Origin of the sequence: Afipia sp. GAS231 (assembly GCF_900103365.1) — a bacterium.
Taxonomy (GTDB): Bacteria; Pseudomonadota; Alphaproteobacteria; order Rhizobiales; family Xanthobacteraceae; genus Bradyrhizobium.
Map to the genome: position 1 here is coordinate 855,721 of NZ_LT629703.1, position 25,759 is coordinate 881,479.

25 protein-coding genes, 2 tRNA genes and 1 pseudogene are annotated in these 25,759 nt (G+C 60.7%); 19 read left to right on the top strand and 9 right to left on the bottom strand.

The genetic code is table 11. The features are described from left to right. Window positions 1-5: 5 nt before the first annotated feature. Complete coding sequence (locus BLS26_RS04015) at window positions 6-1,631, bottom strand: outer membrane beta-barrel protein (RefSeq protein ID WP_092508644.1); 1,626 nt, start codon at window positions 1,629-1,631, stop codon at window positions 6-8. Between the two features lie 452 nt (window positions 1,632-2,083). On the opposite strand from BLS26_RS04015, the gene BLS26_RS04020 reads away from it, so the two are divergent. The 14 genes and pseudogenes from BLS26_RS04020 to BLS26_RS04070 all read left to right on the top strand — a co-directional run bounded on the left by BLS26_RS04020 (window position 2,084) and on the right by BLS26_RS04070 (window position 14,423). Continuing rightward, window positions 2,084-2,698 carry a hypothetical protein gene (locus tag BLS26_RS04020; RefSeq protein WP_092508646.1) on the top strand — a complete coding sequence of 205 codons (615 nt, stop codon included), beginning with the start codon at window positions 2,084-2,086 and terminating at the stop codon, window positions 2,696-2,698. A 418-nt stretch (window positions 2,699-3,116) separates the two neighbouring features. Further along, a complete protein-coding gene (locus tag BLS26_RS04025) occupies window positions 3,117-4,748 on the top strand; it encodes a DUF4118 domain-containing protein (protein ID WP_092508648.1) in 1,632 nt (543 codons plus the stop codon). Then, the gene (locus BLS26_RS04030; protein ID WP_092508650.1) at window positions 4,741-5,454 is read left to right on the top strand and encodes a response regulator; all 714 of its coding nucleotides are present in this window, start codon (window positions 4,741-4,743) and stop codon (window positions 5,452-5,454) included. The genes BLS26_RS04025 and BLS26_RS04030 overlap by 8 nt, the downstream gene beginning before the upstream one ends. 218 nt (window positions 5,455-5,672) lie before the next feature. After that, complete coding sequence (locus BLS26_RS35525) at window positions 5,673-5,852, top strand: hypothetical protein (protein WP_157676289.1); 180 nt, start codon at window positions 5,673-5,675, stop codon at window positions 5,850-5,852. Window positions 5,853-5,861: 9 nt separating this feature from the next. After that, entirely contained in the window at window positions 5,862-6,080 is a 219-nt protein-coding gene (locus tag BLS26_RS04035) for a hypothetical protein (RefSeq protein ID WP_092508652.1), read from the top strand. A 176-nt stretch (window positions 6,081-6,256) separates the two neighbouring features. Further along, window positions 6,257-6,382, top strand: a complete 126-nt coding sequence (locus BLS26_RS37025; RefSeq protein ID WP_256385907.1) for a hypothetical protein — start codon at window positions 6,257-6,259, stop codon at window positions 6,380-6,382. Between the two features lie 529 nt (window positions 6,383-6,911). Next, window positions 6,912-7,679, top strand: coding sequence for an outer membrane protein (locus BLS26_RS04040; RefSeq protein ID WP_092508654.1), 768 nt, complete (start codon window positions 6,912-6,914; stop codon window positions 7,677-7,679). Window positions 7,680-7,796: 117 nt separating this feature from the next. Continuing rightward, window positions 7,797-7,973, top strand: a pseudogene (locus tag BLS26_RS04045) (phenol degradation protein meta); the annotation flags it as partial. Window positions 7,974-7,989: 16 nt separating this feature from the next. After that, window positions 7,990-8,328 carry a hypothetical protein gene (locus BLS26_RS35530; protein WP_157676291.1) on the top strand — a complete coding sequence of 113 codons (339 nt, stop codon included), beginning with the start codon at window positions 7,990-7,992 and terminating at the stop codon, window positions 8,326-8,328. Window positions 8,329-8,600: 272 nt separating this feature from the next. Further along, window positions 8,601-8,843: a hypothetical protein gene (locus BLS26_RS04050; RefSeq protein WP_092508656.1), complete on the top strand. Its 243-nt coding sequence runs from the start codon at window positions 8,601-8,603 to the stop codon at window positions 8,841-8,843. Next, window positions 8,827-11,223 carry a DUF3604 domain-containing protein gene (locus BLS26_RS04055; protein ID WP_092508658.1) on the top strand — a complete coding sequence of 799 codons (2,397 nt, stop codon included), beginning with the start codon at window positions 8,827-8,829 and terminating at the stop codon, window positions 11,221-11,223. The genes BLS26_RS04050 and BLS26_RS04055 overlap by 17 nt, the downstream gene beginning before the upstream one ends. A gap of 10 nt (window positions 11,224-11,233) precedes the next feature. After that, a complete protein-coding gene (locus BLS26_RS04060; protein ID WP_157676292.1) occupies window positions 11,234-12,367 on the top strand; it encodes a hypothetical protein in 1,134 nt (377 codons plus the stop codon). 26 nt (window positions 12,368-12,393) lie between these two features. Next, window positions 12,394-13,395 carry a peptidyl-prolyl cis-trans isomerase gene (locus BLS26_RS04065; protein ID WP_092508662.1) on the top strand — a complete coding sequence of 334 codons (1,002 nt, stop codon included), beginning with the start codon at window positions 12,394-12,396 and terminating at the stop codon, window positions 13,393-13,395. 62 nt (window positions 13,396-13,457) lie between these two features. Continuing rightward, window positions 13,458-14,423 carry a HupE/UreJ family protein gene (locus BLS26_RS04070; protein WP_092517589.1) on the top strand — a complete coding sequence of 322 codons (966 nt, stop codon included), beginning with the start codon at window positions 13,458-13,460 and terminating at the stop codon, window positions 14,421-14,423. 257 nt (window positions 14,424-14,680) lie between these two features. Here the strand turns inward: BLS26_RS04070 and BLS26_RS04075 are convergent. From BLS26_RS04075 to BLS26_RS04085, 3 genes are all read right to left on the bottom strand, one after another. After that, window positions 14,681-14,754 (bottom strand) — tRNA-Gly (locus BLS26_RS04075). Window positions 14,755-15,121: 367 nt separating this feature from the next. Next, a complete protein-coding gene (locus tag BLS26_RS04080) occupies window positions 15,122-15,334 on the bottom strand; it encodes a hypothetical protein (RefSeq protein WP_092508664.1) in 213 nt (70 codons plus the stop codon). Between the two features lie 50 nt (window positions 15,335-15,384). Beyond that, a complete protein-coding gene (locus tag BLS26_RS04085; protein ID WP_244541835.1) occupies window positions 15,385-15,576 on the bottom strand; it encodes a hypothetical protein in 192 nt (63 codons plus the stop codon). Window positions 15,577-15,792: 216 nt separating this feature from the next. On the opposite strand from BLS26_RS04085, the gene BLS26_RS04090 reads away from it, so the two are divergent. Together BLS26_RS04090 and BLS26_RS04095 are read left to right on the top strand one after the other, a co-directional pair. Then, window positions 15,793-16,197 carry a YciI family protein gene (locus BLS26_RS04090; RefSeq protein ID WP_092508668.1) on the top strand — a complete coding sequence of 135 codons (405 nt, stop codon included), beginning with the start codon at window positions 15,793-15,795 and terminating at the stop codon, window positions 16,195-16,197. Between the two features lie 2 nt (window positions 16,198-16,199). Then, window positions 16,200-16,736, top strand: coding sequence for a hypothetical protein (locus BLS26_RS04095; protein ID WP_092508670.1), 537 nt, complete (start codon window positions 16,200-16,202; stop codon window positions 16,734-16,736). A gap of 27 nt (window positions 16,737-16,763) precedes the next feature. Here the strand turns inward: BLS26_RS04095 and BLS26_RS04100 are convergent, their stop codons facing one another. Continuing rightward, entirely contained in the window at window positions 16,764-17,861 is a 1,098-nt protein-coding gene (locus BLS26_RS04100; RefSeq protein ID WP_092508672.1) for an LLM class flavin-dependent oxidoreductase, read from the bottom strand. A gap of 267 nt (window positions 17,862-18,128) precedes the next feature. Further along, window positions 18,129-18,214, bottom strand: a tRNA-Tyr gene (locus BLS26_RS04105). Window positions 18,215-18,416: 202 nt separating this feature from the next. Between BLS26_RS04105 and rlmB the strand changes: the two genes are divergently transcribed. Beyond that, the gene (gene rlmB / locus BLS26_RS04110; protein ID WP_092508674.1) at window positions 18,417-19,244 is read left to right on the top strand and encodes a 23S rRNA (guanosine(2251)-2'-O)-methyltransferase RlmB; all 828 of its coding nucleotides are present in this window, start codon (window positions 18,417-18,419) and stop codon (window positions 19,242-19,244) included. A 55-nt stretch (window positions 19,245-19,299) separates the two neighbouring features. Here rlmB and BLS26_RS04115 read toward each other — a convergent pair whose 3' ends face one another. Together BLS26_RS04115 and BLS26_RS04120 are read right to left on the bottom strand one after the other, a co-directional pair. Further along, window positions 19,300-19,770, bottom strand: a complete 471-nt coding sequence (locus BLS26_RS04115) for a hypothetical protein (protein WP_092508676.1) — start codon at window positions 19,768-19,770, stop codon at window positions 19,300-19,302. A gap of 108 nt (window positions 19,771-19,878) precedes the next feature. Next, the gene (locus BLS26_RS04120) at window positions 19,879-20,343 is read right to left on the bottom strand and encodes a hypothetical protein (RefSeq protein ID WP_092508678.1); all 465 of its coding nucleotides are present in this window, start codon (window positions 20,341-20,343) and stop codon (window positions 19,879-19,881) included. Between the two features lie 245 nt (window positions 20,344-20,588). On the opposite strand from BLS26_RS04120, the gene BLS26_RS04125 reads away from it, so the two are divergent. Beyond that, window positions 20,589-22,241, top strand: coding sequence for an alkaline phosphatase family protein (locus tag BLS26_RS04125; protein ID WP_092508680.1), 1,653 nt, complete (start codon window positions 20,589-20,591; stop codon window positions 22,239-22,241). Between the two features lie 15 nt (window positions 22,242-22,256). On the opposite strand, the gene BLS26_RS04130 is transcribed toward BLS26_RS04125, so the two are convergent. Continuing rightward, complete coding sequence (locus BLS26_RS04130; RefSeq protein WP_244541836.1) at window positions 22,257-23,927, bottom strand: glycosyl hydrolase family 17 protein; 1,671 nt, start codon at window positions 23,925-23,927, stop codon at window positions 22,257-22,259. Between the two features lie 172 nt (window positions 23,928-24,099). Between BLS26_RS04130 and BLS26_RS04135 the strand changes: the two genes are divergently transcribed. Continuing rightward, window positions 24,100-25,572: a GH1 family beta-glucosidase gene (locus BLS26_RS04135; RefSeq protein ID WP_371360776.1), complete on the top strand. Its 1,473-nt coding sequence runs from the start codon at window positions 24,100-24,102 to the stop codon at window positions 25,570-25,572. The last annotated feature ends 187 nt before the right edge of the window (window positions 25,573-25,759 follow it).

Here is a 25,759-nt window from a genome sequence, read left to right on the forward strand (position 1 = left end):
GCGCATCAGAAATGAATGATGATGTCCGCCGAGCCGATGATGGCGTAGTTTCTGCTGTTGGGAATGCCCAGGTTCGCATTGCCGTTAAACGCAAAACCGTCCAGCGACTTGTAGTAGGACACCTCAGGCCGGATCTCGATCTGCGGCGAGAACCAGTGCTGCCAACCGATTCCTGTCTCGACGTAGCGCGTCTTGGTTCCGGTGCGTTGGCCCTGTTTGTCGTCGTAGAACTCCGCGCGATAGGAGATGTTGTCGAGCGGCGACGCCTTGTAGCTCAGATACATCAGGTAGGTCTGTACTTCCGCTTTGCAGGAGAAAACGGTCGCGCTGCTGCACTGTGCGAAGAATGGTGAGTTGAACGGCATCACCTGCGGCGAGAACGGCGTGCCGCCCGCTGCAAACGCCGCAACGGCGTTCGGATTGTTCGCATTGAGAACGTTGTTCTGGTGCAGGTTGTAGGTCTCGAAAGAGACGTGCCACTGATCGTTGAACTTGTGGTAGTAGGTCAACCCGTACCATTGCAGGTTGTTGTAACCCCACTGGCCGCCGTTGATGCCGTCCGCAACCACGTAAACGTTGTCGTTGCCGCTATCGCTGGTCCAGCGTACGCCACCGGTGACGGAAGGCACGGCGCCCGGATCTTTCGGCATGGTGGTGCCGGGATAGAGCGGGTTCGGGAAAGGATTTGCGATCTTCGCCCCGTAGTGCCAGGGCATCGCCTCGGTGCCAACCGACACACCCAATTGAACCATCCAATTTTTGTCCAGAGCGAGCGTGCTCTGGATACCGGTGTTGGTGTAGTTATCGAAGGTGTACGTCATCGAGTGCGAGTACATGTAGTTGTTCGGCGCAAGCTGGGCCTCGATATCCGGGATCGAGATGTAACGGCCGAAGCGCACCAGCAGGCCTTCGGCGATCTGCGGAATGAACACCTCGCCGTAGGCCATCGGCATGTCGTAGCCGTTGTTCTTGTTCTGGTTCAGGAGCTGATAACTCCAGAGCCCGTAGGCCGTGGTGTAGCGATAGTTTTCGCCGTAGATCGGCGCGAGGCGGAAGCCCCAGTCGATGTGATCTTTCTGGACCGTATCCGGGAGCCGCTCGATATAGAGGACGGCCTGGTCGAGCTGGACCGTGTTCGGATTGTAGCTGTACGCCGCAGGCGAATTGCCGCCACGCACCGTATTGGTGCTGAAGTTGCCGCCTGCATTGAGCCAGCCATAAACCTGGATGTGGTTGTCGTTCATCCACGAACCGGCGGGGGTGTTGCCGAGGGCAACCATCAGCGGGCTGTCGACCGAACTGGGGCGGGTGACGCCGATCGTCGTGGTGCCGCCGTAGGGCCACTCGGTGAAGGGATATGGCGGGATGCTCTGCGGTGTTGCCGGCCAGTAGGCGCGACGCCCGGGAGGCGCCTTGGGATCTGCCGGTGCGGCATCATGACCCCATTCCAGCCGATAGTAATTGATGAAGCGGCTCAAGAAGTCGCTGCCGAGATAGGCGTCGAGGCAGTTATAGTTCTTGTAGGGATCGCCGCCGTACGGGCAAGGTCCCTTCCCCGCATCTGCCGCCTGCGCCACATTGCTCAGGCCGAACGCCGCCAACGAAACCCCTGCCAGAAGAATTCTTTTCATAGTCTTGCCCCACGTTTTAGTTAGAGACGCTCGCTATCGCGACGCATCGTTAACCTTCGAAACGATATTTCGTTGGGGCCCGCAAAAAATCGATACGGCTTTCCACGCGGTTTCATAAAGATAAAATAGCGCAAACAGCTTCTTTGACGATGTTTGCATTCATATTCGTCAATTGCTCATCGCGCTGCTCAAACTCCCGGCGAAATCCGTGACATTTCGGAGAAAACGCGTGACGCAGCGCAATAGTTTGTGTCGCGATGTGTCTTTTCCGCTACATTTCCCGCGTGCACGCGCGATCAGCGCGATCGTCTGGCCGCCGTGCGCCGACATCGGACGCGCACTGGCTATTTTTTTTCTATGAAAGCGACCGCAATTGTGCGTCGAAGATATATGTCGCGACTCGTTATGCTGACGCATTGAGCAAATCATTTCGCTCATCGCGAGGCGAGACGATGGAAGTGGTAGCGAACGATAGGGTTGAGGCGGCTCTCTTCGGCAAGACCGAAGATTTCGATTTCAGTTTCCTGCCGAACGACCTGATGACGCAATGCAGGAGTCTGATCGAGAGTTACCATGAACTCCACGGCTATGGCTGCCTGCCGGACATCTTATGGAAAAGCCGGCTGGGACCCTTTATCGAAGCGAACCAGGAGTTTCGGCATCTCCTGAAAAAGGCTTCAACCACGAGAAGTGCAAAGAAGGCCAATGAAGGCTTCGCGCGAATAGCGACGACGCTGTTGGCGCTGGAGATATTGGCCAGCAACTTCTCTGGCTGGAGCGCAATCCATCCGGAGGCCGGATTGATGGCCCACGCGATTCTCAAGCGCAGTGCCCGTAGCCCGCATATGCCCCTGATGGAATTCTATCTGTATCCGCCCAAATATGTCAGCTTTGCCGCTATCGCGGCTCTCACCCCTCCCAGCGGCCATCGGTCCGGTGAGACAGAACTGTATCGAGCGTCGAAGCCGGATCTTGCCGACGAGAAGCAGGCGCTCAACTATGTCAACGCGGTCAAACGCGCGCAGGACGGGCGGTTGCCCGATGCCGCGGCAAGATCGCCCGTCTGAGCGGCCTGACGCTTGCTCCGTATAAATACGGAAGCGATTTCAGTCTTCGCTTTATCGCTGACAAGCAGCGTCACACGCCCGGATGTTGACTTTGCCGACGACAACGTTAGCTGGCGCGCCGACGACGACGCATGCGCCGTGGCGCATGTATATTACTTTTATATTTCTTGGGCCCGCGAACGACATAGATTTACTACGCGAATTTGAAGAATGCTGCGGCTGCTGGGTAGTTGGTGGTATCGGGGCGACATTGAGTTGAGACGTTGAACAACGTTGCGCGGGCATCGCAGTTAGCGATTGCGCGTGCGAATTGGCATTTCTACGTCGCGACCAATGTTGCCGGGGCATGATCTTGCGGGGCGTTGGCATATCCCCTGCATAATCATTCGATGCCAATATCTCTACGAAAGCGCTCTCTTTGAACTTTGATCTGACAATGGCTCAACGGCTCACCAATATGGCAACCAAGCCAGTTGGAAGCAGCGACAGGCACGACGTCCGGTTGGATGAAGAAGTGGCTGCGCATCGAATCTGGCGAACTATCGTCGCCCCTCCGCTATTGTCGATCTTGTTCGTCAGCCTGATCACCGCTGTCCTTCTCCCGCTTGACTACACCGTTGCGGCCAACCTCGTTCCGGTCGCCTATCTGATCCCGGTGATTTTCGCGGCCACACGATGGGGCATCTGGTCTGCGACCCTGACGGCGATTGCCGGCATGGCGGAAGCGGATTTTTTCTTTTTCCCTCCCATCTACAGTTTTCGGGTCGAGGATCCGCAAGAGGCCATCGATCTATTGCTGTTTCTCATTGTAGCACTCGTCAGCAGCAATCTGGCTTCACGGCTAAGGCGCGAGACGGAAGCGCTGCGCCGGCGAGAGAACCAAATTCAGCATCTGTATGAATTCTCGCGGCTGCTGGCAGCCTGCTTTACCGTATCGGACCTGATCTCTGCGATTCAGAAACATCTATCCCGAACGCTGGGACGACGGGCCACGTTTTTCCCGGCCGGAGCCGACGGTCATTTTGACCCGCCTGAATCCGGTCCGGTCCCGAAGGCCGTGCAAGTGCAGATCGCCTCCATGACCGCGGTGCGCGGGATGTCCGCCGCTATCGTGACCGACGAGCCGACACAGCATGTGTGGCTGCTGGAGCCGATCTCATCGGATACCGCCGTTCACGGCCTCGTTGCCGTCAATATCGGAAGCGGCCCAGCCAAGGCTATCGATCTCAGGACGAAAAGCTCGCGAGCTGTTCTTGAAGAAGTGTCTTTGACATTTCATCGCCTCGATATCGAACAAGCTATCGAGGACGCCAGGCTGCACCTGCAGGCGCAGCTATTGAGAGATGCGTTTCACGGGACGTTATCTCACGAATTGTGCACGCCTTTGGCGGCTATTCGGGGTTCGGCGAGCGTGCTTGATTCGATGTCCGCAGTTCGCGAAAACGGTCGAATCCTTTCACTGGTCGGAGCGATATCCGACGAAGCCGCAGACCTCGATGGCTTCATTCATAACCTCCTGAATGCAACCCGGGTGACAGCGGGCGGGGTCAGCCCGAATCTCGAATGGGCGGATCCACGGGACATCGTCAACGCAGCGGTCAAGCGAAGGGCCAGGCGCCTGGCGGCGCACAGCCTATCGATCGAATTCACCGATGAGCTTCCGCTGGTCCGGGTGGATTCTGCCCTGATCGAGGAAGCCTGCGGCCAGCTGCTGGAAAATGCCGCCAAATACTCTCCCTCCGGTTCAACTATTTCGATCCGGGCACGCGGCGAGCAAGGACGCGCGATCCTGTCGATCTCTGATCAAGGCGTCGGGATAACGCCGGATGAGCAGCTGCAATTGGGCCGCAGGTCGTTCCGAAGCCCACGCCACCAGGCAATGATCCCGGGATCCGGCCTGGGTTTTTGGATCGCATCTACCTTTGTCAAAGCGAACGGCGGTGCCGTCGACATATCCAGCCGCGGCCAGGGATTGGGAACAACGGCCTCAATCACCCTGCCCGGCACCCCGATGACGTCTTCCGAGCTGGCGGCCCTTAGCGATGAATAAGCCAAGCAACGTCGTTCTCCTGATCGAAGACGAACCGAAAATCAGGCGGTTTCTTCGCGCTGGCTTCGAAATTCATGGCTTCTACGTACTCGAAGCCGAGAACGGCACGGACGGATTGAAAGCAGCTACGTTCAATTCACCGGATCTCATCATTCTCGATCTGGCGTTACCCGATCTGCACGGTACGGAAGTTCTCGAACGGCTTCGATCGTGGTCGAACGTGCCCGTCATCATTCTATCGGTCGTATCCAACGAGGAAGAAAAGGTCCGACTGCTACAGGCGGGAGCCGACGACTATGTGGTCAAGCCATTCGGCATGGCCGAACTGCTCGCACGGAGCGAGGCCGCCTTGCGGCGATATTTCAAGACCGCGACCGAAAATCCAGTCGTCGTGGCCGGCCCGTTGTCGATCGACCTGGTCGGTCGAACCGTTTCGCTCAACAAGAACCAGATCAGGTTGACGCGAAAGGAATATCGTCTGCTCCACATCCTCGCGACGCATGTCGGCCTCGTGGTGACGCACGACCAGTTACTCAAGGAGATATGGAGCGGCAATCAGCGCGAGAATATCCAGTACTTGCGCATCCTGGTGCGCAAGCTACGGCAAAAAATCGAAACCGATCCCAATGACCCACGCCTGCTCATCACCGAATCGGGTGTCGGCTATCGCTTGCAGCCCCGGCTCGAAACCAACTCGGTAGAGTAGCCGTCATACCGCATCTGGTGACGTCAGTTGCCGCTCCACTACTCAACTCTACCGCCGCAATGGCCGCTCCCGCGCGTCCCGCGAATCGAGATCCAAGATCATCAGCAGATGGATTGATCATGCTCCGTCCTTCACCACGCAGATCATTCTACGTCGTCGTTGCCCCGACAGAAAATAAGCGGGGATGGTACTGGGAGATACGTCGCAAAAGGCGCCCCATGGGGGTCAAGCTGCGGGAATCCGGCTTCACTTCCCAGCGCAGCGCCATGCTGGCAGGAAGGGATGCGCTGGAAGAGTTCTTGAACGGGCTGTCGCTGGATCCCGTATCACTTGCGCAGTCTAATCCCGTCGCTGGAACGGAAATTGCTAGATCGCGACACCGGGCATTGCGCAAGTGAGGTGCCGCCGTGACCTTCATTGTGCACGCGTCGAGAGGCGATAATGTTACCACCACGGTGCGGTTGGGCGTCGTCGTTGCGATCGCCAAAGGTCAGGCGCTTGTCGAAGAGGGTTGGCAAGTCTTCATCATCGGCCCCGATGGCATCCGTTACCATCCGAGCGAGTTCGACAAGCTGTTATCGTTGAGCCCCGCGCTCCAGGACGTGAGTGATTCGAAATTTCGTTGAGCGAAGGCTATTGCCGGCAAGCTGACTTGACGTTTTCCACGGGACGCCATCGCGAATGCTCGCAAGAAAAGGCCCCGTTCAAGGCCCCTAGCCTGCATTTCTCATCCAGTTAGAATATAAATATAATATATTTTTTTCGTCAGACCCCCTATTCTGCACAAATAATGGGGGCGAGCGTGGCGCAATTCCTTGTCGAGCATTTCACCGTCTTTGGCTTTGAAATCCAGAACTGGATGATCATCGTGGCGGCGGTGATCGCTGTCTATGTTTTATATACTTGGAAGACGCGCGATCCGAGCTAAACGTCACAGCCAGAATCAGAGCCCGCCATCAAGCCGCACCAACCGTCGAAATTTAATTTGTAGTGCACTGCCGAATTCCGGTGCTAGCATCTTCGTGCGGCGCCCTTGAGCAAGGCTTCGTGTTTTACTCCGAGTGGGCCCGCCCGAAATCCAGATTCGGGCGGGCTTTTCGTTTGCATACTGCGTGTTGGATGGCCGTGGTGGAGCCCGATTCGAAAAATGCGAAGACGCACGACGTGTCCGTTACCCGATTTTTGGATGACGAGGATGCGACTCGTCGGCGGCAACGGGTTAGCGTTCGTCCTGTGAAACGCACATCGTATGGGCGCTTTGGCGCTCAATTCAGCAAGACTATTCTTTATATATTTTTCTGAAGCGGTTTTGATGCCGCGGCTGCGCAACGCGCCAACGAAAAACGGATTTGAACAGTCGGTGTCGCGCAGTTCGCAGTCGCACACATCGAATATTCAATCTAGCTTTGTTGCAGGATCATGAATGGTTGATGGCCACGGCCACGCAGGGGGATTAGATGCGTCGACAAATGAAATTGGCTTTTGCTGCTGGCATCTTGTTGGCAACCGGTGCAACCAGCGGCGCCTCGGCTGCGGATATGGCGATCAAGGCGCGGCCGGTCGTCGCACCGGTCATCGCCACGCCCTGGACCGGATGTTACATCGGCGGCAACGTCGGCGGCGGCTGGAATCGAATGGATACGGTGCGGCAATTGGACGTCACCGGTGCGCCGGCGCCTGCCGACTACGGCCGCGAGAAGGATAGTAGCTTCATCGGCGGCGGCCAGGCGGGCTGCGACTTCCAGACCGGCAATCTGGTGTTTGGCGTGCAGGGTCAGTTCGACTTCGGTAACATCAGAGGCCGTCACGCTTTGACGGACTTCCCGACCTTCTCGGAAACGAACAATCTCCAGTCCATCACGACCGGGACCGGCAGGATCGGCTATCTGTTTACCCCGTCGCTGCTCGGTTATGGCAAGCTTGGCGTTGCCTTCCTGCGAAGCAGCAACCAGGTATTTTCTCCGGCCGGCGCACTGGTGGAGACCGGCGGCTTCTGGCAACCCGCGATCACCGTCGGCGGCGGTCTTGAGTGGATGTTTGCGCCAAACTGGTCGGTATTCGCAGAATACAACTACATGTTCACGGAAGACGACTTCGCGCATCAGTTCACGACGCCGGCAGGCGGGCAAGCCGAGGTCCTCAACGTCAGGCCTCACGTGCAAACCGCTCTGGTCGGCATCAACTACAAATTCCACTGGGACGGACCGTTGGTCGCGAAATACTAAGATTCTCCCCTCTCGTCTCCAGGAGAGCCTCCAAGCCCCGGCATTGCCGGGGCTTTTTTCGTAAGAGGTCGTGCCCATCAGGCAAGCATCGGCTGTACGAACTAATGCGGCTCATATGAGATTGGATTCCTGTTTCCGGTTGGCGACATGCAGGGGTACGTCAATCTGAAGGGATATGGTGAGTTCGACGCCGCCAACCGGCCGGCGGGATGGAACACGTGGCTGACATTCTCGATTTCGCCGATGGCGCCGACCAGCACGGTGACGCCGACGCGGCGGATCGTGACCAAGTGAAATAGGGCGAACTCGGATGACAAAATTTCGAGAAACGGCGGCTCCACTCATCTGCGCGGTTCTTTGCCTATGCACGACCGTCGCCCAGGCCGGTCCCTGCAGCCAAGACATTGCTCAATTCGAAGCAGCCATACGCCAGTCCGCGGGGAATCCGAATGCAGGGTTGACCGCGCCGCAGTCGGTTGGCGCACAACTGGATCGCCAGCCAACACCCGAGTCTTTAAAACGAGCCCAAAAGCGCCTGCAGGAAAAATTCTCCGCAACAATGGCCCGCGCTAAACGGCTCGACGCCAAAGGTGATCGCAGCGGCTGCAGCAGCGCACTTTCTGTCGCCAAGCGAATGTATATTCTTTGAACGGGACCGAGGCCCGCCAAGATATACGTCTGTTTCAATTAGCCCCGTTCTACTGTCTTGCCGGCCCTGGGCGGTCATTTTCGAACCTTAGCGTACGCAAATATCAATATCTAAGTGAGCTTTACCCCACGAGCCAATTTCGTTGGTCCCAGGCGTCACGTCTGAAGAGTGCCAAGACATTAACTTCGGCGCTCAAGGTGATGAGGCGCCCTGCGGCTCAGGCAGGCCCGCCTGCACTTTAGGGCAACATCGCGCAAGACGGCCGATCAACGATGATCGGCCAAAAATCGCTGCGCACCAATGGGTTAGCGGAGGGCGAAGGGCCTATGGTGCTCCGCGCCATTCTTTCTTCATCGGCCAACGCGGAAATTCGCGCTATACTCATCGTTGATCGCCGGAAGCTTGCAACCGATGCCACGCAAGCCGCAGGCGGTGACGAGACAGTTTTGAAATTGCGGAGCGTGACTGAGCGAAAACAATCAAAAACGGGAGTCGACGATGAAACGGACGTCTAAGCAACGCTGTCTCGCAACGACCGCATTGGGAGCCGGACTTGTCTGCCTTGTTGTTTCGTCCGTGTTCGCCCAGGGCAACCCTCTCCGCGATGCGTATTTCGGCGAGTTGCACGTCCACACCAGCTGGTCGCTCGATGCCTGGCTGTTCGGCAATCGGGTGACGGATCCCGGCGATGCCTACAAATATTTCAAGGGCGAGACGATCAAGCATCCGCTCGGCTACGACATCAAGATCGAGACGCCGCTCGACTTCGCGGGCGTCACCGATCACTCCGAATATGTCGGCGTGATGAAGTTGGCCAATGATCCCAGTTCGCCAATTAGCAAGTTGCCAGCCGCGGCGCCGCTGATCCTCAAGAACAACAGCCCAGAAGAGGTTCAAAGAGTCTACCTCTACGGCGCCAATTTGCTCGGTGGTGCGCCGGTCAAGGCGCTCGCGAGTCCCGAGATCGCGCACACGGTCTGGGAACAGAACGTCCAACTCGCGGACAAGGCCAATGAACCCGGCAAGTTCACAGCCTTCTGCAGCTATGAGTGGACATCCATGCCGAACAACATGAACCTCCACCGCAATGTCTTCTTCAGGGATTGCGCCCATGTGCCGGCGATACCGTATAGTTCGCTCGAGTCGCCTGATCCGACCGACCTCTGGACCTGGATGGACGGACAGCGCAAGGCGGGCAACGAACTTCTCGCAATCTCGCATAACGCCAACCTGTCGGATGGACGTATGTATCCAACCGACGTCGACCTAAAGGGGCGACCGATCGACAAGACCTACGCTGAATCCCGGATGCGCAATGAACCTCTGATCGAGATCAAGCAGATCAAGGGGCAATCGGAAACCCATCCTCTGCTCTCGCCCAATGACGAATTCGCCAACTTCGAGGTCCTTACTTATCTGCTCGGCGATCCGGCCGGCCGCATTCCGCATGTCATCGGCAGCTATGCCCGCCAGGCACTCAAGGATGGGCTTGCGCTCGAGGACACCAAGGGTTTCAATCCGTACAGGTTCGGCTTCGGCGCCGCCTCCGACTCGCACGACACCGGGGTGCCTTATCGTCAGGACAACTTCTTCGGGGCCCACGGTATCGCCGACGCAACCATCGAGACGCGCATGTCGGGACATCTGTTCGCCGGCCTCGATGTGCGCAAAGAAGGCCCCGCCGGGCTTACGGGCGTGTGGGCGGAGGAGAACACCCGCGAGTCGATCTTCAACGCCATGAAGCGCAAGGAGACCTTCGCGGTTAGCGGCCCGCACATCAAGGTCCGATTCTTTGGTGGCTGGAATTATGCCGAGACTGCATCGGCTGAGCAGCGGCGGCAATTCTGGAAGTTCACGCCGGACTGGATCAAGGACCGCGATTGGGTCAAGGCTGCCTACGCACAGGGCGCGCCGATGGGCGGAGATTTGACCCCGATGCCCGCGGGCGACAAGACACCGTCATTCGCGGTGTGGGCGGTCAAGGATCCCACCTCCGGCAATCTCGACCGCATCCAGATCATCAAGGGCTGGACCAAGAGCGGTCAAAGCTTCGAGAAGGTCTTCGACGTCGCCTGGGGAGGCGACCGAGAGCCCGACAAGTGGACAGGTCGCGTGCCGCCGATCGCAAGCACGGTCGATGTCGAAAAAGCCACCTACACGAATAGCAGCGGCGCCGTCGAACTGAAGACCGTGTGGACCGATCCTGAGTTCGATCCGGGCGTTCCGGCGTTCTACTATGCGCGTGTGCTCGAGGTTCCGACGCCGCGCTGGACGACGATCCAGGCCGCGAAACTCGGCATCGCACCGCCCGACGTGGTGGCGGCAACCGTCCAGGAGCGGGCGTGGAGTTCCCCAATCTGGTACAGCCCGACCGCCGAGGCGCGGAAAATCGCCAAGGCTGGTCCCACCGTCGACGATCTCATGAAGCAGGGGGCAGTCGCGCTCAACGATGCTCAGTTGAAGGCGCTGATCGTCGACAAGTCCCCATGGCTGCAGAACAACGTCACCGGCACGAAGTTCAAGATCACCTATAGCGCGTCAGGGACGGCCAATGCGACGCAAACGCTTACGCCGATCGATCCGACGTACGTGACGTCAAAACTCGACCAAAATCAGGGTCAGAGCCTGATCGATCACGCCGGCCGTGGCGTTGTCCAGCCAAGCGCCGTCGGCGATCCGGCGGGGGCTAGCTATCTTGGCACGCCCTCGCCCTATTACGTCAACAACGGCAAGATCGTCACCGTGATCGCCGGCACGCCGATCGAAGTCACTGCCTACAAACTGGGAGACAAGTATTACGGCGCCCGCAGCAACGAGTTCGGCTACTCGAATTACGAGATCATCCCGGCAGTGCCCGAACTCAATCCGTTGCCGGGTAAGCCCGAGCTGCGCTGAGGAGGCATCGATGTTGATTCGACTGCCGCGGTCTCCCGCTCCGAGGCGGCTGAAGTGTACGCTGGCCGCCTTCTTCCTCCTGATCTCTGCCGCGGCCGCAGTGGCATGCCAGCTCTGCTATGAAGCTGCTCGCCAAATGGTGACCATCGGCCAGCGCCTGGATATGGCAGATCGCGCGGTGCTGGCCGTGCCTTTCGCGGGCGCGACTCGATTCCGGATTGTCGAGGTCGTGAAGGGCAAGGATGCCGTCGGCGATGTCATCGCGGACCCGCCGACGGGCCTCGGCGAGGCAATGGCACCGGGCTCTGATCCATGCCTGCTCGTTCGTGACCCGTTTGCTTTGCAATGGACCAGTCTCGGCACCATCCGGGCTGAATATGCGGATTGGCTTCGGCAACTGGTTGCGACCGCTTTCGTCAAAGGCGACCGTCCACGGCCTACCTGGCCGTCGAACATGCAGACGTCATCCACGCTCAGCTACGCCGGCTGGCGGCAACGTGTTGCACTCGTTCTGTCCTACCTCGAAAACCCCGATCCGCTGGCTGCCCAGATCGCATGGGGTGAGCTGGCACGCGCCCCATATACGGTCATGGACGTTGCGAGATCGCGGATCGATGCAGCAACGGTTGGGAGCTGGCTGGACGATCCAAAACTCGCCTCACGCCATGCCGCCTATGCTCTCCTGCTTGGCTTCGTCGGCGGCCCGGACGATGCCGCGCGGCTCGAGCAGCAACTCGAAGCGGCGTGGAATTCGCACAGCACCACGAACCTCGCGTCGATGATTGGCGCCGACCTCGAATTGCGCGGGCCATCTCAGGTTGGCTGGGTCGAGGCAATGTATTTTGCCGATCGCAGCCGGACGATGCCGGAAATCGAGGCGGCCCTGCTTGCGCTTAACGTTCACGGCAACGCGAACCGCACGGTGTCCCGCGAACGCGTGATCCAGGCGTATCGGGCTTTCATCAAGGAGCGCCCACGAATGGCCGGGTTCGTGGCGCAGCAACTGGCTGACTGGGACTATTGGGACGCCACGACGGAATACGCGGCCCTACTCAAGTCCAATGCAATAAAGGATCCGGCGTCCGAATTTGCCGTGGTCAATTATCTGCAGCGTGCCGCCTCCGCCAACGAGACTCGTCGATAGATCCCCCCAACCCTGACAGGCGACCTATGGCACCGCAGCTACGCGTCAAACCTGAGCTGAAGCCGGAGCCGCCCGCGCCGGTACCGATTGCGTCAGAGACCGGACCGAAGCCGCCAAGCCTGCTGCACAGGTGGTTGCGCGAGCCCCTGGTCCATTTCCTTCTTGCCGGCGCGCTGATCTTCGCGATCTACGAACTGTTGAACCCGACCGCAAACCGGACCGACCGAACCAATCAGATCGCGCTCACGAAGGACGATCTACGCCAATTGGCGGTGCAATGGCTCGCGCAAGGTCGGCCACAGCCGACGGCTGATCAGATGCACGCCCTGATCGAGCAGCGGGTAAGCGAGGAGATTCTCTCCCGTGAAGCCGTGGCGCTTGGGCTCGACAAGGATGACGAGATCATCAAGCGCCGGCTGGCGCAGAAGATGGATTTCCTGGCAGCAGATGTTGCCGCTTTGCAGGATCCCGGCGATGCCGAACTCAGAGCCTGGTATACGCAGAATTCGGATCGCTTTGCGCTTCCGGCGCGCGCGAGCTTTCGTCACCTGTACTTCTCCTTCGATCGACCTGGTGCCCGCGACAGGGCTGCCGGAATACTCGACAAGATCGCAGGTAAGGCGGCCGACACACCTGAGGTCGCTACGGTTGCCGACCCCTTCATGTTCCAAGACTACTACGCCGAACGCGCTCCCGACCAGATCGCCAAGGAGTTTGGCCCGGGTTTCGCAAAGGCGGTGTTTCAGCTCAAGCCTGGTGCATGGCAGGGGCCGATCCAGTCGGGCTATGGCTGGCACCTCATATTCGTCGACGCCATCGAGCCGGGCCGGGTGCCTTTGTTCGAGGAAGTTCAGTCCGACGTTAAATCCGCCTGGCTGGATCAAAAGCAGCGCGAGATCAAACGGATTGCATACGAGGCAATGCGTGCGCGCTACACGGTCGTGGCCCCGCCCATCGAATCGGTCGACTTCGGGAGCTTGCGGAATCCTCAGGCGCCAATCGCGTCGACAAGCGTGTTGCCGCAGTGAGGGCGCGATCGATACAATGGCGCGGGCTCCAGGTCGCGTTGACCGGTCTGCTGGCGGCGTTGATGGTGCTGATGCAGCCCGCGCACGCTCACGAGATCCGGCCGGCCTATCTGCAGATCGATGAAGTCGGGCCCGGCCGCTACCAACTGCTTTGGCGAACGCCGATGCTTGCCGGCATGCGCCTGCCGGTTGTGCTGCGCCTCCCGGACGAGATTCACAATGTTGTCGAGCCTGTCGCGCAAGAGCTCTCAGATTCCCTCGTCGAACGCCAGGTCATTGACGTGGGCGCTCAGGGACTGGCGGGGAAGCGCATTGAGTTCGTGGGGCTTCAGGCTACGGTCACGGATGTTCTGGTGCGCGTGCAGATGCTGGATGGCACGCATTCGACTACGCTGGTGCGGCCGTCGCAGCCTTGGGTCGACATCGCGACGTCGCTGGGGCCTCTCGCGGTCGCGGGCGCCTATCTGTCGCACGGCATTGAGCACATCCTGTTCGGCTTCGACCATCTTCTATTCGTGCTCGGGCTTATCCTCATCGTGCGCAACACGCGGATGCTATTGTTGACGGTGACGGGCTTCACCGTCGCACATTCGATCACGCTCTCGCTTGCGACCCTGGGCGTTATCCATGTGCCGGGACCGCCGGTCGAGGCGTGTATTGCTCTCAGCATTCTGCTTCTGGCGAGCGAGATCCTCCGGCGGCAGCGAGGGGAACCCAGCCTGACCGCCACCTGGCCATGGGCGGTCGCTTTTGCATTCGGGCTTCTGCACGGCCTCGGTTTCGCCAGCGCCCTGATCGATATCGGTCTCCCACAAGGCGACGTTCCGATAGCGCTGCTAGCCTTCAACATCGGCGTCGAGATGGGACAGCTTGCTTTCATCGCCGCCGTTCTCGGCGTGATGCAGTTGGCTAGGCAATTTCGGATCCCCGAGACCGTCGAAAGTCGGCTGCGGACGGTCACGGCCTATGGGGTCGGCGTCGTGGCAGCGTTCTGGTTCGTTGAACGGCTGGCAGGATTTTGGGCATGAGGACAGTGCACCTAGCCCGAAGCTCGCATCTCACCTGAGAGTCGCGATCATTCCTATTCGAGGACATCGGCAATCGTCGCCACGCCCGCCACGAACCAAGCTTATTGGGGACGTTCATCGAAGATGAGAATAGCTTTAAGTAGAGTCTGAAAACGCTCGCGAATTTGCATCGGCCTTCAGCCGTGACATGTCAAAAATTGTCGGAACAGTGTCGGAATGGGAGTTTAAAATTCCTGGCTAAGCCATTGAAATCGTTTTGGAGCGGGTGAAGGGAATCGAACCCTCGTATTCAGCTTGGAAGGCTGCTGCTCTACCATTGAGCTACACCCGCGCACGGGGATCACCTAACACGCCGCGCTGATGGCCTCAACCCGGCTCGCGGGCGGCCGTTCGCGCCCGGCCAAGGGCCGTGTTCCCCGGATTCCGCGCCGGATCGGGGCTTAACAGCGGCAGAATCGCTGCCTATATTGATGTTTCCACAACCAACGAAAGGAGGTGATCCAGTGTCTCTTACCAAGCGCTGTCACCTCGCTGGGATCGCCCGCTAGGCTCTGCAAGGCTAACGAGCTTTGAAGGTCCGGCATCGGGGCGCTCTCAGCCCTGGACCAGCGAGCACAAATAATGGGGCGCGACGGGAGCAATCCCGCCGCGCCTTTTATTTTGGGGATGTTTGGCGAGACGCGCGAAGCGCGAACCTCTCACACCGTCCGCCGCTGCCGGATTCGTTCCCACACCGAAACGGCGGCGATCAGGGCGCCGAACGACCAGGGCAGCACGGCACCATAGGGTTCGACGCTGAGCAGCATGGCCAGGATGCTCGTCACCAGACAGAGCATCTTCGCGACAGCGCTTTGTCCGAACAGCGAGAAAAGAAATGGCAGGAACAGGACGAACAACGCGACGACGGTCATGTGCTGATATTTCGTTGTTCGAAAGCTTGTGATCGGCAAAGGGCTCGCGATCAGAAGCCGCAGAGATTGACCGAGCGTGGGCGCGGGCCGCGGCGGCTCTCGATGATTCGCTCGCCGCCATTGGTGGCCGAACTGCCGTAGTAGCGGTGATGGCCGGAGACGTCGTGCCAGTCGCCGGCCTGCGTCGATGCGTTCGATCGGGTGGCGACATCGCTGATGATCGTGGCGGGCTGGCGTGACATGACCGTCTCCATGATGGCTGCGCAGTTCCTGCGTTCTGCTCATCAGTCGTGCACGCGCCGGGGCGCGTTCAAGCGGGGGTGGATATATCGTGTTTCCGGAGTGTTTCGTCGCGGCCGGCTGCACGGTGCCAGGTTTCAAAAACCGGTTTGTCGGGATATGCCGCGTCCGAACGTCCTTGAACGGCAACAGGTCCCGCCAGCAAACGAGGAGAACCCATGCTTTACGCCATTCTGGCCTATCACGTCGAAGCCGAGGTCATGTCCTGGACGCCCGAGCAGGACGCGGCACTGATGACCAATCTGCTCGCCGTCCATGACCGGCTCAACGCGCACAAACTGCTCGGCCCGACGGCCCGGCTGGGCGGTACCGCCAAGGCCCGCACCCTTCGCGGCCCGGGCGCCGGCATGGTGCTGGACGGGCCGTTTGCCGAAACGAAAGAGCAGTTGCTGGGGTTCTACATGGTCGACTGCGCGGACGAGGACGCAGCCCTCGGCGTCGCCCGCGACCTGCGCCGGGTCAATCCGACGGCGGTCTACGAGATCCGTCCGATCGCGCTCTACCTCCCCGGGGCGGTGATCCCGGAGACGGCGGCGGAGGGACCGGTTTACGGGGAGCCGTAACCTTGCGGACCGCCCAGGCCGCCAGCAGCAGGACGGCCGCGGCCACGGCACTGACCAGTTCAAACAGCGCGCTGACGACATCGAGCAGGCCGAGCCAATCCAGGATCCAGATCAACACCAGGATCAGGAACAACATCGTCGTCAGCGTATCGAGCATCAGGCTCTATCTCTCTCCCGGCGGCTTGGTCGCGGCGCCGTCTGGAGAGGTTCAAGACTGGTCATGGCTCCCAATCGGCTTGCGGGGACCGGAGGCTTCGGGGTTAAGTCCGCGCCGAAGTTTCGGGAGCGGAACGATGAAATACATTCCCCTGATTGTCTTCGTGGCCTCGTTGTCTTCTTCCGCTGCCGCCGAGGATTGCTGGATCTATCCGCCGGGTCGCGCGCGGTTTGCATGTGCCAGTGCGCAGCATCCGGGGTTGGTCGCCAGGCGTGAACACTGCCAGCAGGAAGCTCAAAGTATGAGCGTCAATAGCAGGCGTGGCACGCAAGGCCTCGCTTTTCGGGACTATGTGATGTCCTGCATGCAGCGCGGTCATTAGGTTTTCGCGCACTCAGCCGAACCGGCGCTACTGCCGCAAGCCGGCCTGCCGCAGCAGCGGCAGCACCCGCTCGATGAAGAACGGCAGTTCATCCCTAAAGTTGACGAATGACAGCGTGACGCCGTCGATTCCGGCGGCGTTGAGCCACAGCAATTCGTCGACGATCTTTTCCGGCCGGCCGATCAGCGGATGCGAACTGAGGCCGCCGGCATAGCGCTTGCGCTCGTTGAAGATCTCGTTGGTGTCGAGCTGGCGATTCCGGCGCGACATGTTCATGTGGTAGTCGACCGCTTCGGTGTCGGCATTCGCAACGGCGTAATGCTGGTAGTAGTCTTCCGCCTCGCGGTCGGTCTCGCGGCACACCACATGCGTCGTGGTGATGATCTGCAACGGGCGGCCCTCGGCGTTGCGCTGGGCGGCCAGCGCCCGCACCGGCGGCAGTCCCTCCCCGGCGACGCCGAGCACGGTGACCAGGAGATCGCTGGTCTTCATCGCGAATGCCCGTCCCGCCGGTGAGGACGCCGCCGACATCGTCAGCGGCCGTGGCCGTTGCACCGGCTGCGGCTTTCCAATCACGCCGGTCAGCTTGTAGAATTCGCCGTCGTGATCGAACCGCTCCGTCGAGGTGAAGATCCGGTTCATCACCTCGAACCATTCCAGCCCCTGCTCGTAGCGGCGATCATGCTCGGCCAGCGCATGCCCGAACATGTCGAACTCGCCCTGATTCCACCCGGCCACGATGTTGAGCCCGGCGCGGCCGCCGCTGACATGGTCGACCGTCACCAGCGCCTTGGCCGCGAACACCGGATGGACGACCGGCACATGCACCGTGGAAAAGATCGTGATCTGTTCGGTCATCGCGCTCAGTGCCGCGGCAAACGTGAAGGTCTCGTAGCACAGGGTGCGGACATCGAGCTCGCCGCCAAATCCCTTCCAGCGCGCGATCGGCAGGATGAACTCGAAGCCGGCGCGGTCGGCCATTTGGGCGACCTCGGCAATATCGGCCCAGTCCGCCCGCCAGCGCTCCGGCACTTTCGTAATCGCGATGCCGCCGTCGGCGTTGAGGGAAAACAGGCCAAGCTTGAGCTTGTTGGCGTTGTGGAGCGCGTTGGCGAGTTGGGGCACGCGGGAGGCCTGTGGTGGCGCGAAGGTACAGGTATCCTGCTATGGGCGTTCGGGGGATGCAAATGGCAGTGGTCGGGGCGCAGAGCCCGCCTTGCTACTTTGCATGGGGTTGATTTCGATATTTTGGTTGGGTGCCGCAACTCGGTCAGTCACAGCCCGCCTACGCCCTTCCGCCTTCGCTCTTTGAGCTACGGCGGACAAGTCGGCGCGGCAGCCTTCGCTACGAGGGTGGCTTGCCTAGCCGTAGCTCGCGGCGCGAGCGAAGGCTGGTGGGGGAAGAAGGACTCGAACCTTCGAAGTCATAAGACGGCTGATTTACAGTCAGCTCCCTTTGCCACTCGGGACACTCCCCCGTCCAACAGCATCGCAAGCCAGACCGCTAAGAGGCGGCGGATCAGGCCATGGATGACGTTAAATCCGGGAGCCGATGGCGAGCTCCCGGTCGGGCGCGTTTATGGGCGAAGGGGGGTGGCAAAGTCAACCAAGACAAGCCATCAAATCCGCCGCGGAAGGGCCCAAATTGCCATAATCCGGAACCCGTGACAGAAGCTTCCCATGAGCGATCGCGATCGAAAACCGCCGTTCCGCCGTGGCGGCGGCAAACCCTTCGAAAAAGGCCGAAAACCGGGCGGCCGACCGACCTGGCGGGACCGCGACAGCAGTCCGGACGGGCCGGTGATTCTCTATGGCTGGCACACGGTTTCGGCCGCTTTGGCCAACCCGGAGCGCGGAATCCGCAGGCTATTGCTGACCGAGAACGCCGCCCGCCGGCTCAGCGACGAGAATATCGACACCAAGGTCACCCCCGAAATCGTCCGACCGAGCGAAATCGACGCCCGGCTCGGGCCCGACGCCGTCCACCAGGGCCTGCTGGCGGAGGCCGATCCCCTGCCCTCGCCTGACCTCGAGACGCTGCCCCAGGAAGGCATCGTGCTGGTGCTCGACCAGATCACCGATCCGCACAATGTCGGCGCCATCCTGCGCTCGGCGGCGGCCTTTGCGGTCAAGGCGATCGTCACCACCGCCAGGCACAGTCCGGAGGCGACCGGCGTGCTGGCCAAGTCAGCCTCGGGCGCACTGGAAATGGTGCCTGTCGTGACCGTGCAGAACCTCGCCCGCGCGCTGAACGAGCTGAACGAGCTGGGCTTCCTGACGGTCGGCCTCGACAGCGAGGGCAGCACGGACCTTGCCGCAGTCGAACTGCGGCAGCCGCTGGCGCTGGTGCTGGGCGCCGAGGGCAAGGGCCTGCGGCAATTGACGCGCGAGACCTGCAACGTGGTGGCCCGCCTCGACATGCCCGGCGAGATCAAGAGCCTCAACGTCTCGAACGCCGCGGTGCTGGCGCTCTACATCGGTGCGTCCAGGCTCGGTCTGATGAAATAGAAACGCCCGCTCGCTTGATGCGAACGGGCGCTGAAATCTTCAAACGATCATTTGATCAGTAGTAGCGGCGCAGCACGTGGCGGCCGTAGTACGGCGAGTAGCCGCGGTGGTAGCCCATGCGCTGCGCGTGATAGTAGCTGACGCGCGGCGCGTAGGTGCCATAGTGGCGATAACCGTAATGCGGCTGATAGCCATAATGCGGGCGGTAGCCGTAGTGGTGACGGTAGCCGTAGTACGGACGGTGATAGCCGTAGCCGTAACCCGACACCGAACCTTCTTCGTAGGTCCGAACCGGCGCAAAGTTGCCCGGGCCGGTATAGGTCGGGCCCTGGTTGACGTAGTAGTACTGCTGCTCCGGAGCGGCGAGCCGCTCATGGGCCCAACCGCAGGGGTTGCAGCCGTAGTCGACGACCGGCGCCGGCGCGACGTAAACCGGCGCCCCGCAAGGGTTGTAGCCGCACGCAAAAGCGGGCGCCGCGGCCATGACCGCGACCGCCGCAACCAATCCAGTAAACAATTGACGCATTACTCTCTCCTGTAGGTGTTTTCGTTGACGCAGTTTCTTGAAGTGTTTGGCTTCTTGTTTGAGCATGATCTTTTCGGAAAACCGGTGCCCACTTTTTCGGATCATGCGCTAGTGTGGAACGTTCTGCGGAATACGCGGCCTGAAATCGCGACGGCCCTGCTCCTGCGGCGCGTAGATGATCGCCGGCGGATCGACCGGCACGCTGGACTGCGCCGGCAGCGGCGCCGACTGCGCCGACCATGATTCATGATAGCTCTCGGCCGGCTGCGGCAAGCGGCGGTTGGCCGGCGGTTCGACTTCCAGGCGCCCGTAACCGGGCAGATGGCCTGCGCTCGGATAGTAGTGGCCGACGTTCGGAACCGGATCGATATAGCGGCCACCGTAAACGGTCGGCTGCACCTGCCAGTTCTTGCCGAGACCCCATTCGCCCTCGACCGCCGCATAGGAGGCGTCGACGCCGTTAATGACGACGGGCACGCCGGGGCGACCGGGAATCACGATATCAAACCCGCCGCCGGCAAACGCCGTCGACGTCATCGCCATCAAGATTGCCAGTGTTACGCCAATGCGCATCGCTTGGGATCCCCGCCTTCCTCGACGGGCAATCTAATCCAACGCACAACCTCAGGGGTTAAAGCGGCGGGCCAAACTGCCGGTAAGCCTAACGCGCCAGCCTCGATGCCAGTTCAATTGCGAGAAATCGCGATAGCCAAACGTTAACGTCGCGGCCCCGGCCGGTGCGGCGGGCGGCTTTTATTGTCATTTGACCGGCAATATCGCACCATCGCGGCTCCCGAACCGCTGGAAATGCCCTGCCAATGCCGCCTTCCGAAAAGCCTGCGAAGCAACAGCCGAAAAACGTGCTCTGGATCATGTGCGACCAGCTTCGCTACGACTATCTCGGCTGTACCGGCCACCCCGTGCTGAAGACGCCGAACATCGATGCGATGGCCAAGCGCGGCGTGCTGTTCTCCAACGCCTATGTGCAATCGCCGATCTGCGGCCCGTCGCGGATGTCGTTCTACACCGGCCGCTATATGCGTTCACACGGCTCGCACTGGAACGGCTGGCCGTTGCGGATCGGCGAACCGACGCTCGGCGATCACTTGAAGAAGATCGGCGTCCGCAATGTGCTGGTCGGCAAGACCCACATGGCGCCCGACCTCGAAGGCCTGAAGAATCTCGGCATCGCGCCCGACTCGATCATCGGCGTGCACGTGTCGGAATGCGGCTTCGAACCCTATGAGCGCGACGACGGCCTGCATCCGACCGGACGCCCTCGCCCGGCCTACGACGAGTATTTGCGCCAGCAGGGCTACAACGCCGACAATCCGTGGGAGCACTGGGCCAATTCCGGCGCCGACGCCGACGGCTCCCTGCAAAACGGCTGGCTGCTGGTTCACGCCGACAAGGCCGCGCGCGTCCCCGAAGAGCATTCCGAGACGCCCTACATGACGCGGCGCGCGATGGATTTCATCGCGGAGGCCGAAGACGATGGCCGCCCGTGGTGCCTGCATCTGTCCTACATCAAGCCGCACTGGCCCTATATCGCGCCGGAGCCCTATGCCAGCATGTACGCCACGTCAGACGTGCAGCCCGCGATCCGCTCCGACATCGAACGCGACAACGCGCATCCGGTGTTCGCCGCCTACATGAACATGCGCTATTCGAAAAACATGTCGCGCGACGAGGCCCGCGAAAAAGTCATTCCGACCTATATGGGCCTGATCAAGCAGATCGACGACCAGATGGGCGTCTTGATGCAGTTCCTCGACGTACGTGGCCTGCTCGACAGCACCATGATCGTGTTCACGTCGGATCACGGCGACTATCTCGGCGATCACTGGATGGGCGAGAAGGATCTGTTCCACGAACAGTCCGCGAAAATCCCGCTGATTGTGATCGATCCGTCGGCGGCTGCCGACGGCACGCGCGGCACGGTGTGCGACGCGCTCGTCGAGGGGATCGACCTCGCGCCGACCTTCATCGATTATTTCGGCAGCAAACCGCCGGACCATATTCTGGAGGGCCGTTCGCTGCTGCCGCTGCTGCACGCACACAAACCGGCCGACTGGCGCAAGGTGGTGTTCTCCGAATACGACTACGCCATGCAGGATGTCCGCCTGATGCTGGGACAGCCGATCGAGCGCTGCCGGCTGTTCATGGTGTATGACGGCCGCTGGAAATTCATCCACGCGTCGGGTTTTCGCCCCATGCTCTACGACCTCGACAGCGATCCGGAGGAATTTTGCGATCGCGGCGCCGATCCATCCTGCGCCGATGTGGTCGCGCGGCTGCAGGCGGAGTTGCTCGACTGGGCGCTGCATCCGAAGGGACACATCACCACGCCGAACGAAAAGATCGCCAATTATGCGAACCAGCAATTGCAGGTGAAAAACGGCGTCCTGATCGGCATCTGGGACGAGACCGAACTCGGTGCGATCAGGGAGAAGATCGGAATCAAGCCTTGAATGCGAGGGCACGCATCAATGCAATTGACCAGAAGCCTCGTTCGACCAGCGTTCGGACTGTAGCTCGGAGGACTTGCCCTCTGAAGATTTTCCCTCGCGCACCTGCAACAGCGTAAAGCCCAGCAGCAGATAGATCGCGCAGGTCCACAACGATTGCCAGTTGGCAACGCCTTCGTTGAAGCCGATGTAGACGGCTGCCAGCGCCAGCAAGCCCGCGAACACGACTTCGGCAACCGGCCGCGCACCCGAGCGGGGATGGCTGAGCAGCGAGAGCGTCGTGAACGGTACGACGGCCATGGTCAGGGTAGCGAACGGGAAATCGCGCCAGCGCCCGTCGAACACCAGACCCAGCGCGGTTTCCACCGATGTCAGCGTGATCGCGATCAGTGTAATGCCGAGCAGCGTCGTCATGAAGGTCTGGGTGCGGCGTTCGGCAGGCCCGAGGATATCGAGAAACACCGGGACCGGGCGCCCCGACATCAAGGCTTGCGTCGACAACAGCGGCGCGGCGATGGCTGCCGCCAGCAGCGCGCCTTGCCGTAGCCAGCCGTCGAAGCCGAAACTTTCATAGATCAGCTTGTCGATGCCGACACCGAGCAGCACCCCGCTCGTTGTCGCGGATATCGCAACCGCCATCCACGACGAAAATCCCGGCGACGACGGTCGACGCCGCAGTGTCAGCCCTGCCGTGAGAAAGATCAGGACGCAGAGCGCGAGCCCGCCCGCCATCTGCCATTTCCAGAGCGGGTAGTTTCCGATCGCAACGCCCGCCGGATATTTCAGCTGGCGCTCACCCGCATTGAACACGCCCCAATAGCCGCCGACGGTGCCTTCCCACTTGCGCTTCCACGGCTCGTCATAGGCCTCGAACAGATTGACGCGAAACTTCTCGACCCTCGCCCGTTCGAGAATCTCGGCAATGAAGCGCGCCTGATTGATGCGGGAGGCCACCGCGACCTCGCGCATCCGTCCCTGGCTCGGCCAGCCGGTCTCGCCGATCAGGATCTCCTTGCCGGGAAAGGCGACCGTCAACTGCTTGCGGACTTCATCGACATGCGCCGCGGCGTCTTCGGCGCGGGGCGGAACGTCCTCCCAATAGGGCAGGAAATGCACGGTGACGAAATCGACATCGGCGGTCATTTCCCGGTAGCGCAGCCAGAACTCCCAGACATCGGCGTAGGTCACGGGAACATGGACGCGCGATTTGGCCGAGCGGATGAATTCGCGCAGGTCCGACACCGTCATCTCTCCGCGCAACAACACCTCGCTGCCGACGATGAGCGACGTCACCACGCCCGGGTTGTCGTTGGTCAGCGCGACCGCGTGATTGATCAGCAGCACGTTCTTGGCGCGATCGCGCCCGATCCAGACGCCGAGCAGAACTTTCAGCCCGGCTTTGGACGCCAGCTCGGGGACCTTGTCCAAACCGTTATCGATCGAATAGGTGCGGATGCATTTGGTGACCTTGGCAAGCTCGCCGAGATCTTCCGCGATCTGCTCCGGACTAACGATCAGATGCGGATTATGCGGCGTCTGTTCGCCGCGAAACGGCGCGTAGGACACGCATTCCAGTTTGGCCTCGGGATCGATCGGCGCGCGCACCAAAGTGACCGGCGAGGCCAGCCACCACCACGCCGCAGCAATGCATCCGATCGAAACAAAGAAGAGCGCCAGTGGCGTGCGCAAGGCCGTCGATCCTGTCCTCAGGGCGTGCTTGTCGGTGGATGTTCACGCCGTTTGCGCGACTTCACCTGACCTCGTAACATGTCAATTCGACCAGCATCAAGGTCGGCCGCGAAGGGTAAGCTCTGCTTTTGCCGCATATTTGCCTCGATCCCGAACACGTGAAGCGATGTCATTGCCAGGATTTTCCCGACGCCAGTTTGCCAAAATTCTGGGCTGGACGACGCTCGGATTGTCCGGCGCCACCGGGGCTCGCGGCGCCGATGCGCCGGCTGATCGGCGCAGGGAAATAACAGGCGCCCCACCCGGCTTTCCGGACGGCTTTCTGTGGGGCACGGCCACGTCCTCCTATCAGATCGAAGGCGCCGTCAACGAGGACGGCCGTGGCCCGTCGATCTGGGACCTTTTCGCGCGCAAGCCCGGCGCGATCTCGGATTGGAGCACGGGAGAAGTGGCCTGCGACCATTATCATCGGTACCGGGAAGACGTTCAACTGATGAAGGCGCTGGGCGCAAAAACCTATCGGTTTTCGATCGCATGGCCGCGCGTTTTCCCGGATGGTACCGGCACGCCGAACCCCAAAGGTCTCGACTTCTACGACCGCCTGCTCGACGAACTACTGGCAGGCGGGATCGAGCCGTTTGCAACGCTGTATCACTGGGACCTGCCGCAGGCGCTGCAGACCCGCTTCGGCGGCTGGACCTCCCGCGACACGTCAAAGGCGTTCGCGGATTACTCAGCCTATGTCGCCGGCCGCCTGAGCGACCGGGTCAAACACTTCTTCACGATCAATGAATGCTCGAGAACGGTGTCGCTCGGCCACCAATACGGCTCCGACGCCCCCGGCCTGAAATTACCGCAGGCGGAAGTGAACCAGGTCCGGCACCACATCGCCCTTGGACACGGTCTTGCCGTGCAGGCGATCCGCGCCCAGGCGCGCGCCGGGACCAAGGTGGGCCCGGCGGAAAATGCCGTGAGCTGTATCCCCGCGATCGATACGCCGGCGAACGTCCGCGCCGCCGAGATCGCGATGCGCGAACTCAATGCCGGTTATCTGACCGTGATGATGGAGGGAAAATACACCGACGCTTATCTGGCGCAGGCCGGCAACGACGCGCCGAAGTTCACGCCAGACGATCTGCGCATCATTTCATCGCCGGTCGATTTCGTCGGACTGAACATCTATATGCCCGATCATTACGTCGTCGCTGCCGACAATGGGCGCGGGTTCACGCTGGCGCCCTTCCCCGCATCGTTTCCGCATATGGACGCGCCCTGGCTCAGATTTGGCCCCGAGACGATGTACTGGACGCCGCGCCATGTCGCCAAACTGTGGAACGTGAAGTCGATCTATATCACCGAGAACGGCACGTCGGGGACCGACCAGGTGGCCGCCGACGGCGGCATCTCGGACCTCGATCGCGTGATGTATCTGCGCAATTACCTCGCGCAGTTGCAGCGCGCGACATCCGAGGGCGTGCCGGTGCACGGCTATTTTCTGTGGAGCCTCTTAGACAATTTCGAATGGTCGGATGGATTCGAGAAACGCTTCGGTCTCTACCGGGTCGATTTCGATACCCAGCGTCGCACGCCAAAACTCAGCGCCTCGTTCTATCGCGAGACCATCGCGCGTAACGCGGTGGTGTGATGAGGGCGTGAACCCACAATTAGAGTCGGCGGACGTCTGCTTTGGTACCCATAGCGGACTCAAGTCGGACGTCGCGCCATTTCCGAAAAGTGCCAATATCGGAAGTGACCAGCACTATTCGATCACCTCACCCACGCGGGAAAGGAAGGGACGCGGGAACTTCTTGAGACGGATTACGAGCATGTAC

Excerpts from the sequence above, each read along its gene's own strand:
- BLS26_RS04060 (WP_157676292.1), top strand. The coding sequence starts at position 11,234 with ATGTTGATTCGACTGCCGCGGTCTCCCGCTCCGAGGCGGCTGAAGTGT.
- BLS26_RS04050 (WP_092508656.1), top strand. The coding sequence starts at position 8,601 with ATGATCGGCCAAAAATCGCTGCGCACCAATGGGTTAGCGGAGGGCGAA.
- BLS26_RS04065 (WP_092508662.1), top strand. The coding sequence starts at position 12,394 with ATGGCACCGCAGCTACGCGTCAAACCTGAGCTGAAGCCGGAGCCGCCC.
- BLS26_RS35525 (WP_157676289.1), top strand. The coding sequence starts at position 5,673 with ATGGGGGTCAAGCTGCGGGAATCCGGCTTCACTTCCCAGCGCAGCGCC.
- BLS26_RS04080 (WP_092508664.1), bottom strand. The coding sequence starts at position 15,334 with ATGACCGTCGTCGCGTTGTTCGTCCTGTTCCTGCCATTTCTTTTCTCG.
- BLS26_RS04020 (WP_092508646.1), top strand. The coding sequence starts at position 2,084 with ATGGAAGTGGTAGCGAACGATAGGGTTGAGGCGGCTCTCTTCGGCAAG.
- BLS26_RS04090 (WP_092508668.1), top strand. The coding sequence starts at position 15,793 with ATGCTTTACGCCATTCTGGCCTATCACGTCGAAGCCGAGGTCATGTCC.
- BLS26_RS04120 (WP_092508678.1), bottom strand. The coding sequence starts at position 20,343 with ATGCGCATTGGCGTAACACTGGCAATCTTGATGGCGATGACGTCGACG.
- BLS26_RS04015 (WP_092508644.1), bottom strand. The coding sequence starts at position 1,631 with ATGAAAAGAATTCTTCTGGCAGGGGTTTCGTTGGCGGCGTTCGGCCTG.
- BLS26_RS35530 (WP_157676291.1), top strand. The coding sequence starts at position 7,990 with ATGACAAAATTTCGAGAAACGGCGGCTCCACTCATCTGCGCGGTTCTT.
- BLS26_RS04125 (WP_092508680.1), top strand. The coding sequence starts at position 20,589 with ATGCCGCCTTCCGAAAAGCCTGCGAAGCAACAGCCGAAAAACGTGCTC.
- BLS26_RS04115 (WP_092508676.1), bottom strand. The coding sequence starts at position 19,770 with ATGCGTCAATTGTTTACTGGATTGGTTGCGGCGGTCGCGGTCATGGCC.
- BLS26_RS04085 (WP_244541835.1), bottom strand. The coding sequence starts at position 15,576 with ATGTCACGCCAGCCCGCCACGATCATCAGCGATGTCGCCACCCGATCG.
- BLS26_RS04040 (WP_092508654.1), top strand. The coding sequence starts at position 6,912 with ATGCGTCGACAAATGAAATTGGCTTTTGCTGCTGGCATCTTGTTGGCA.
- BLS26_RS04070 (WP_092517589.1), top strand. The coding sequence starts at position 13,458 with ATGGTGCTGATGCAGCCCGCGCACGCTCACGAGATCCGGCCGGCCTAT.
- rlmB (WP_092508674.1), top strand. The coding sequence starts at position 18,417 with ATGAGCGATCGCGATCGAAAACCGCCGTTCCGCCGTGGCGGCGGCAAA.
- BLS26_RS04030 (WP_092508650.1), top strand. The coding sequence starts at position 4,741 with ATGAATAAGCCAAGCAACGTCGTTCTCCTGATCGAAGACGAACCGAAA.
- BLS26_RS04055 (WP_092508658.1), top strand. The coding sequence starts at position 8,827 with ATGAAACGGACGTCTAAGCAACGCTGTCTCGCAACGACCGCATTGGGA.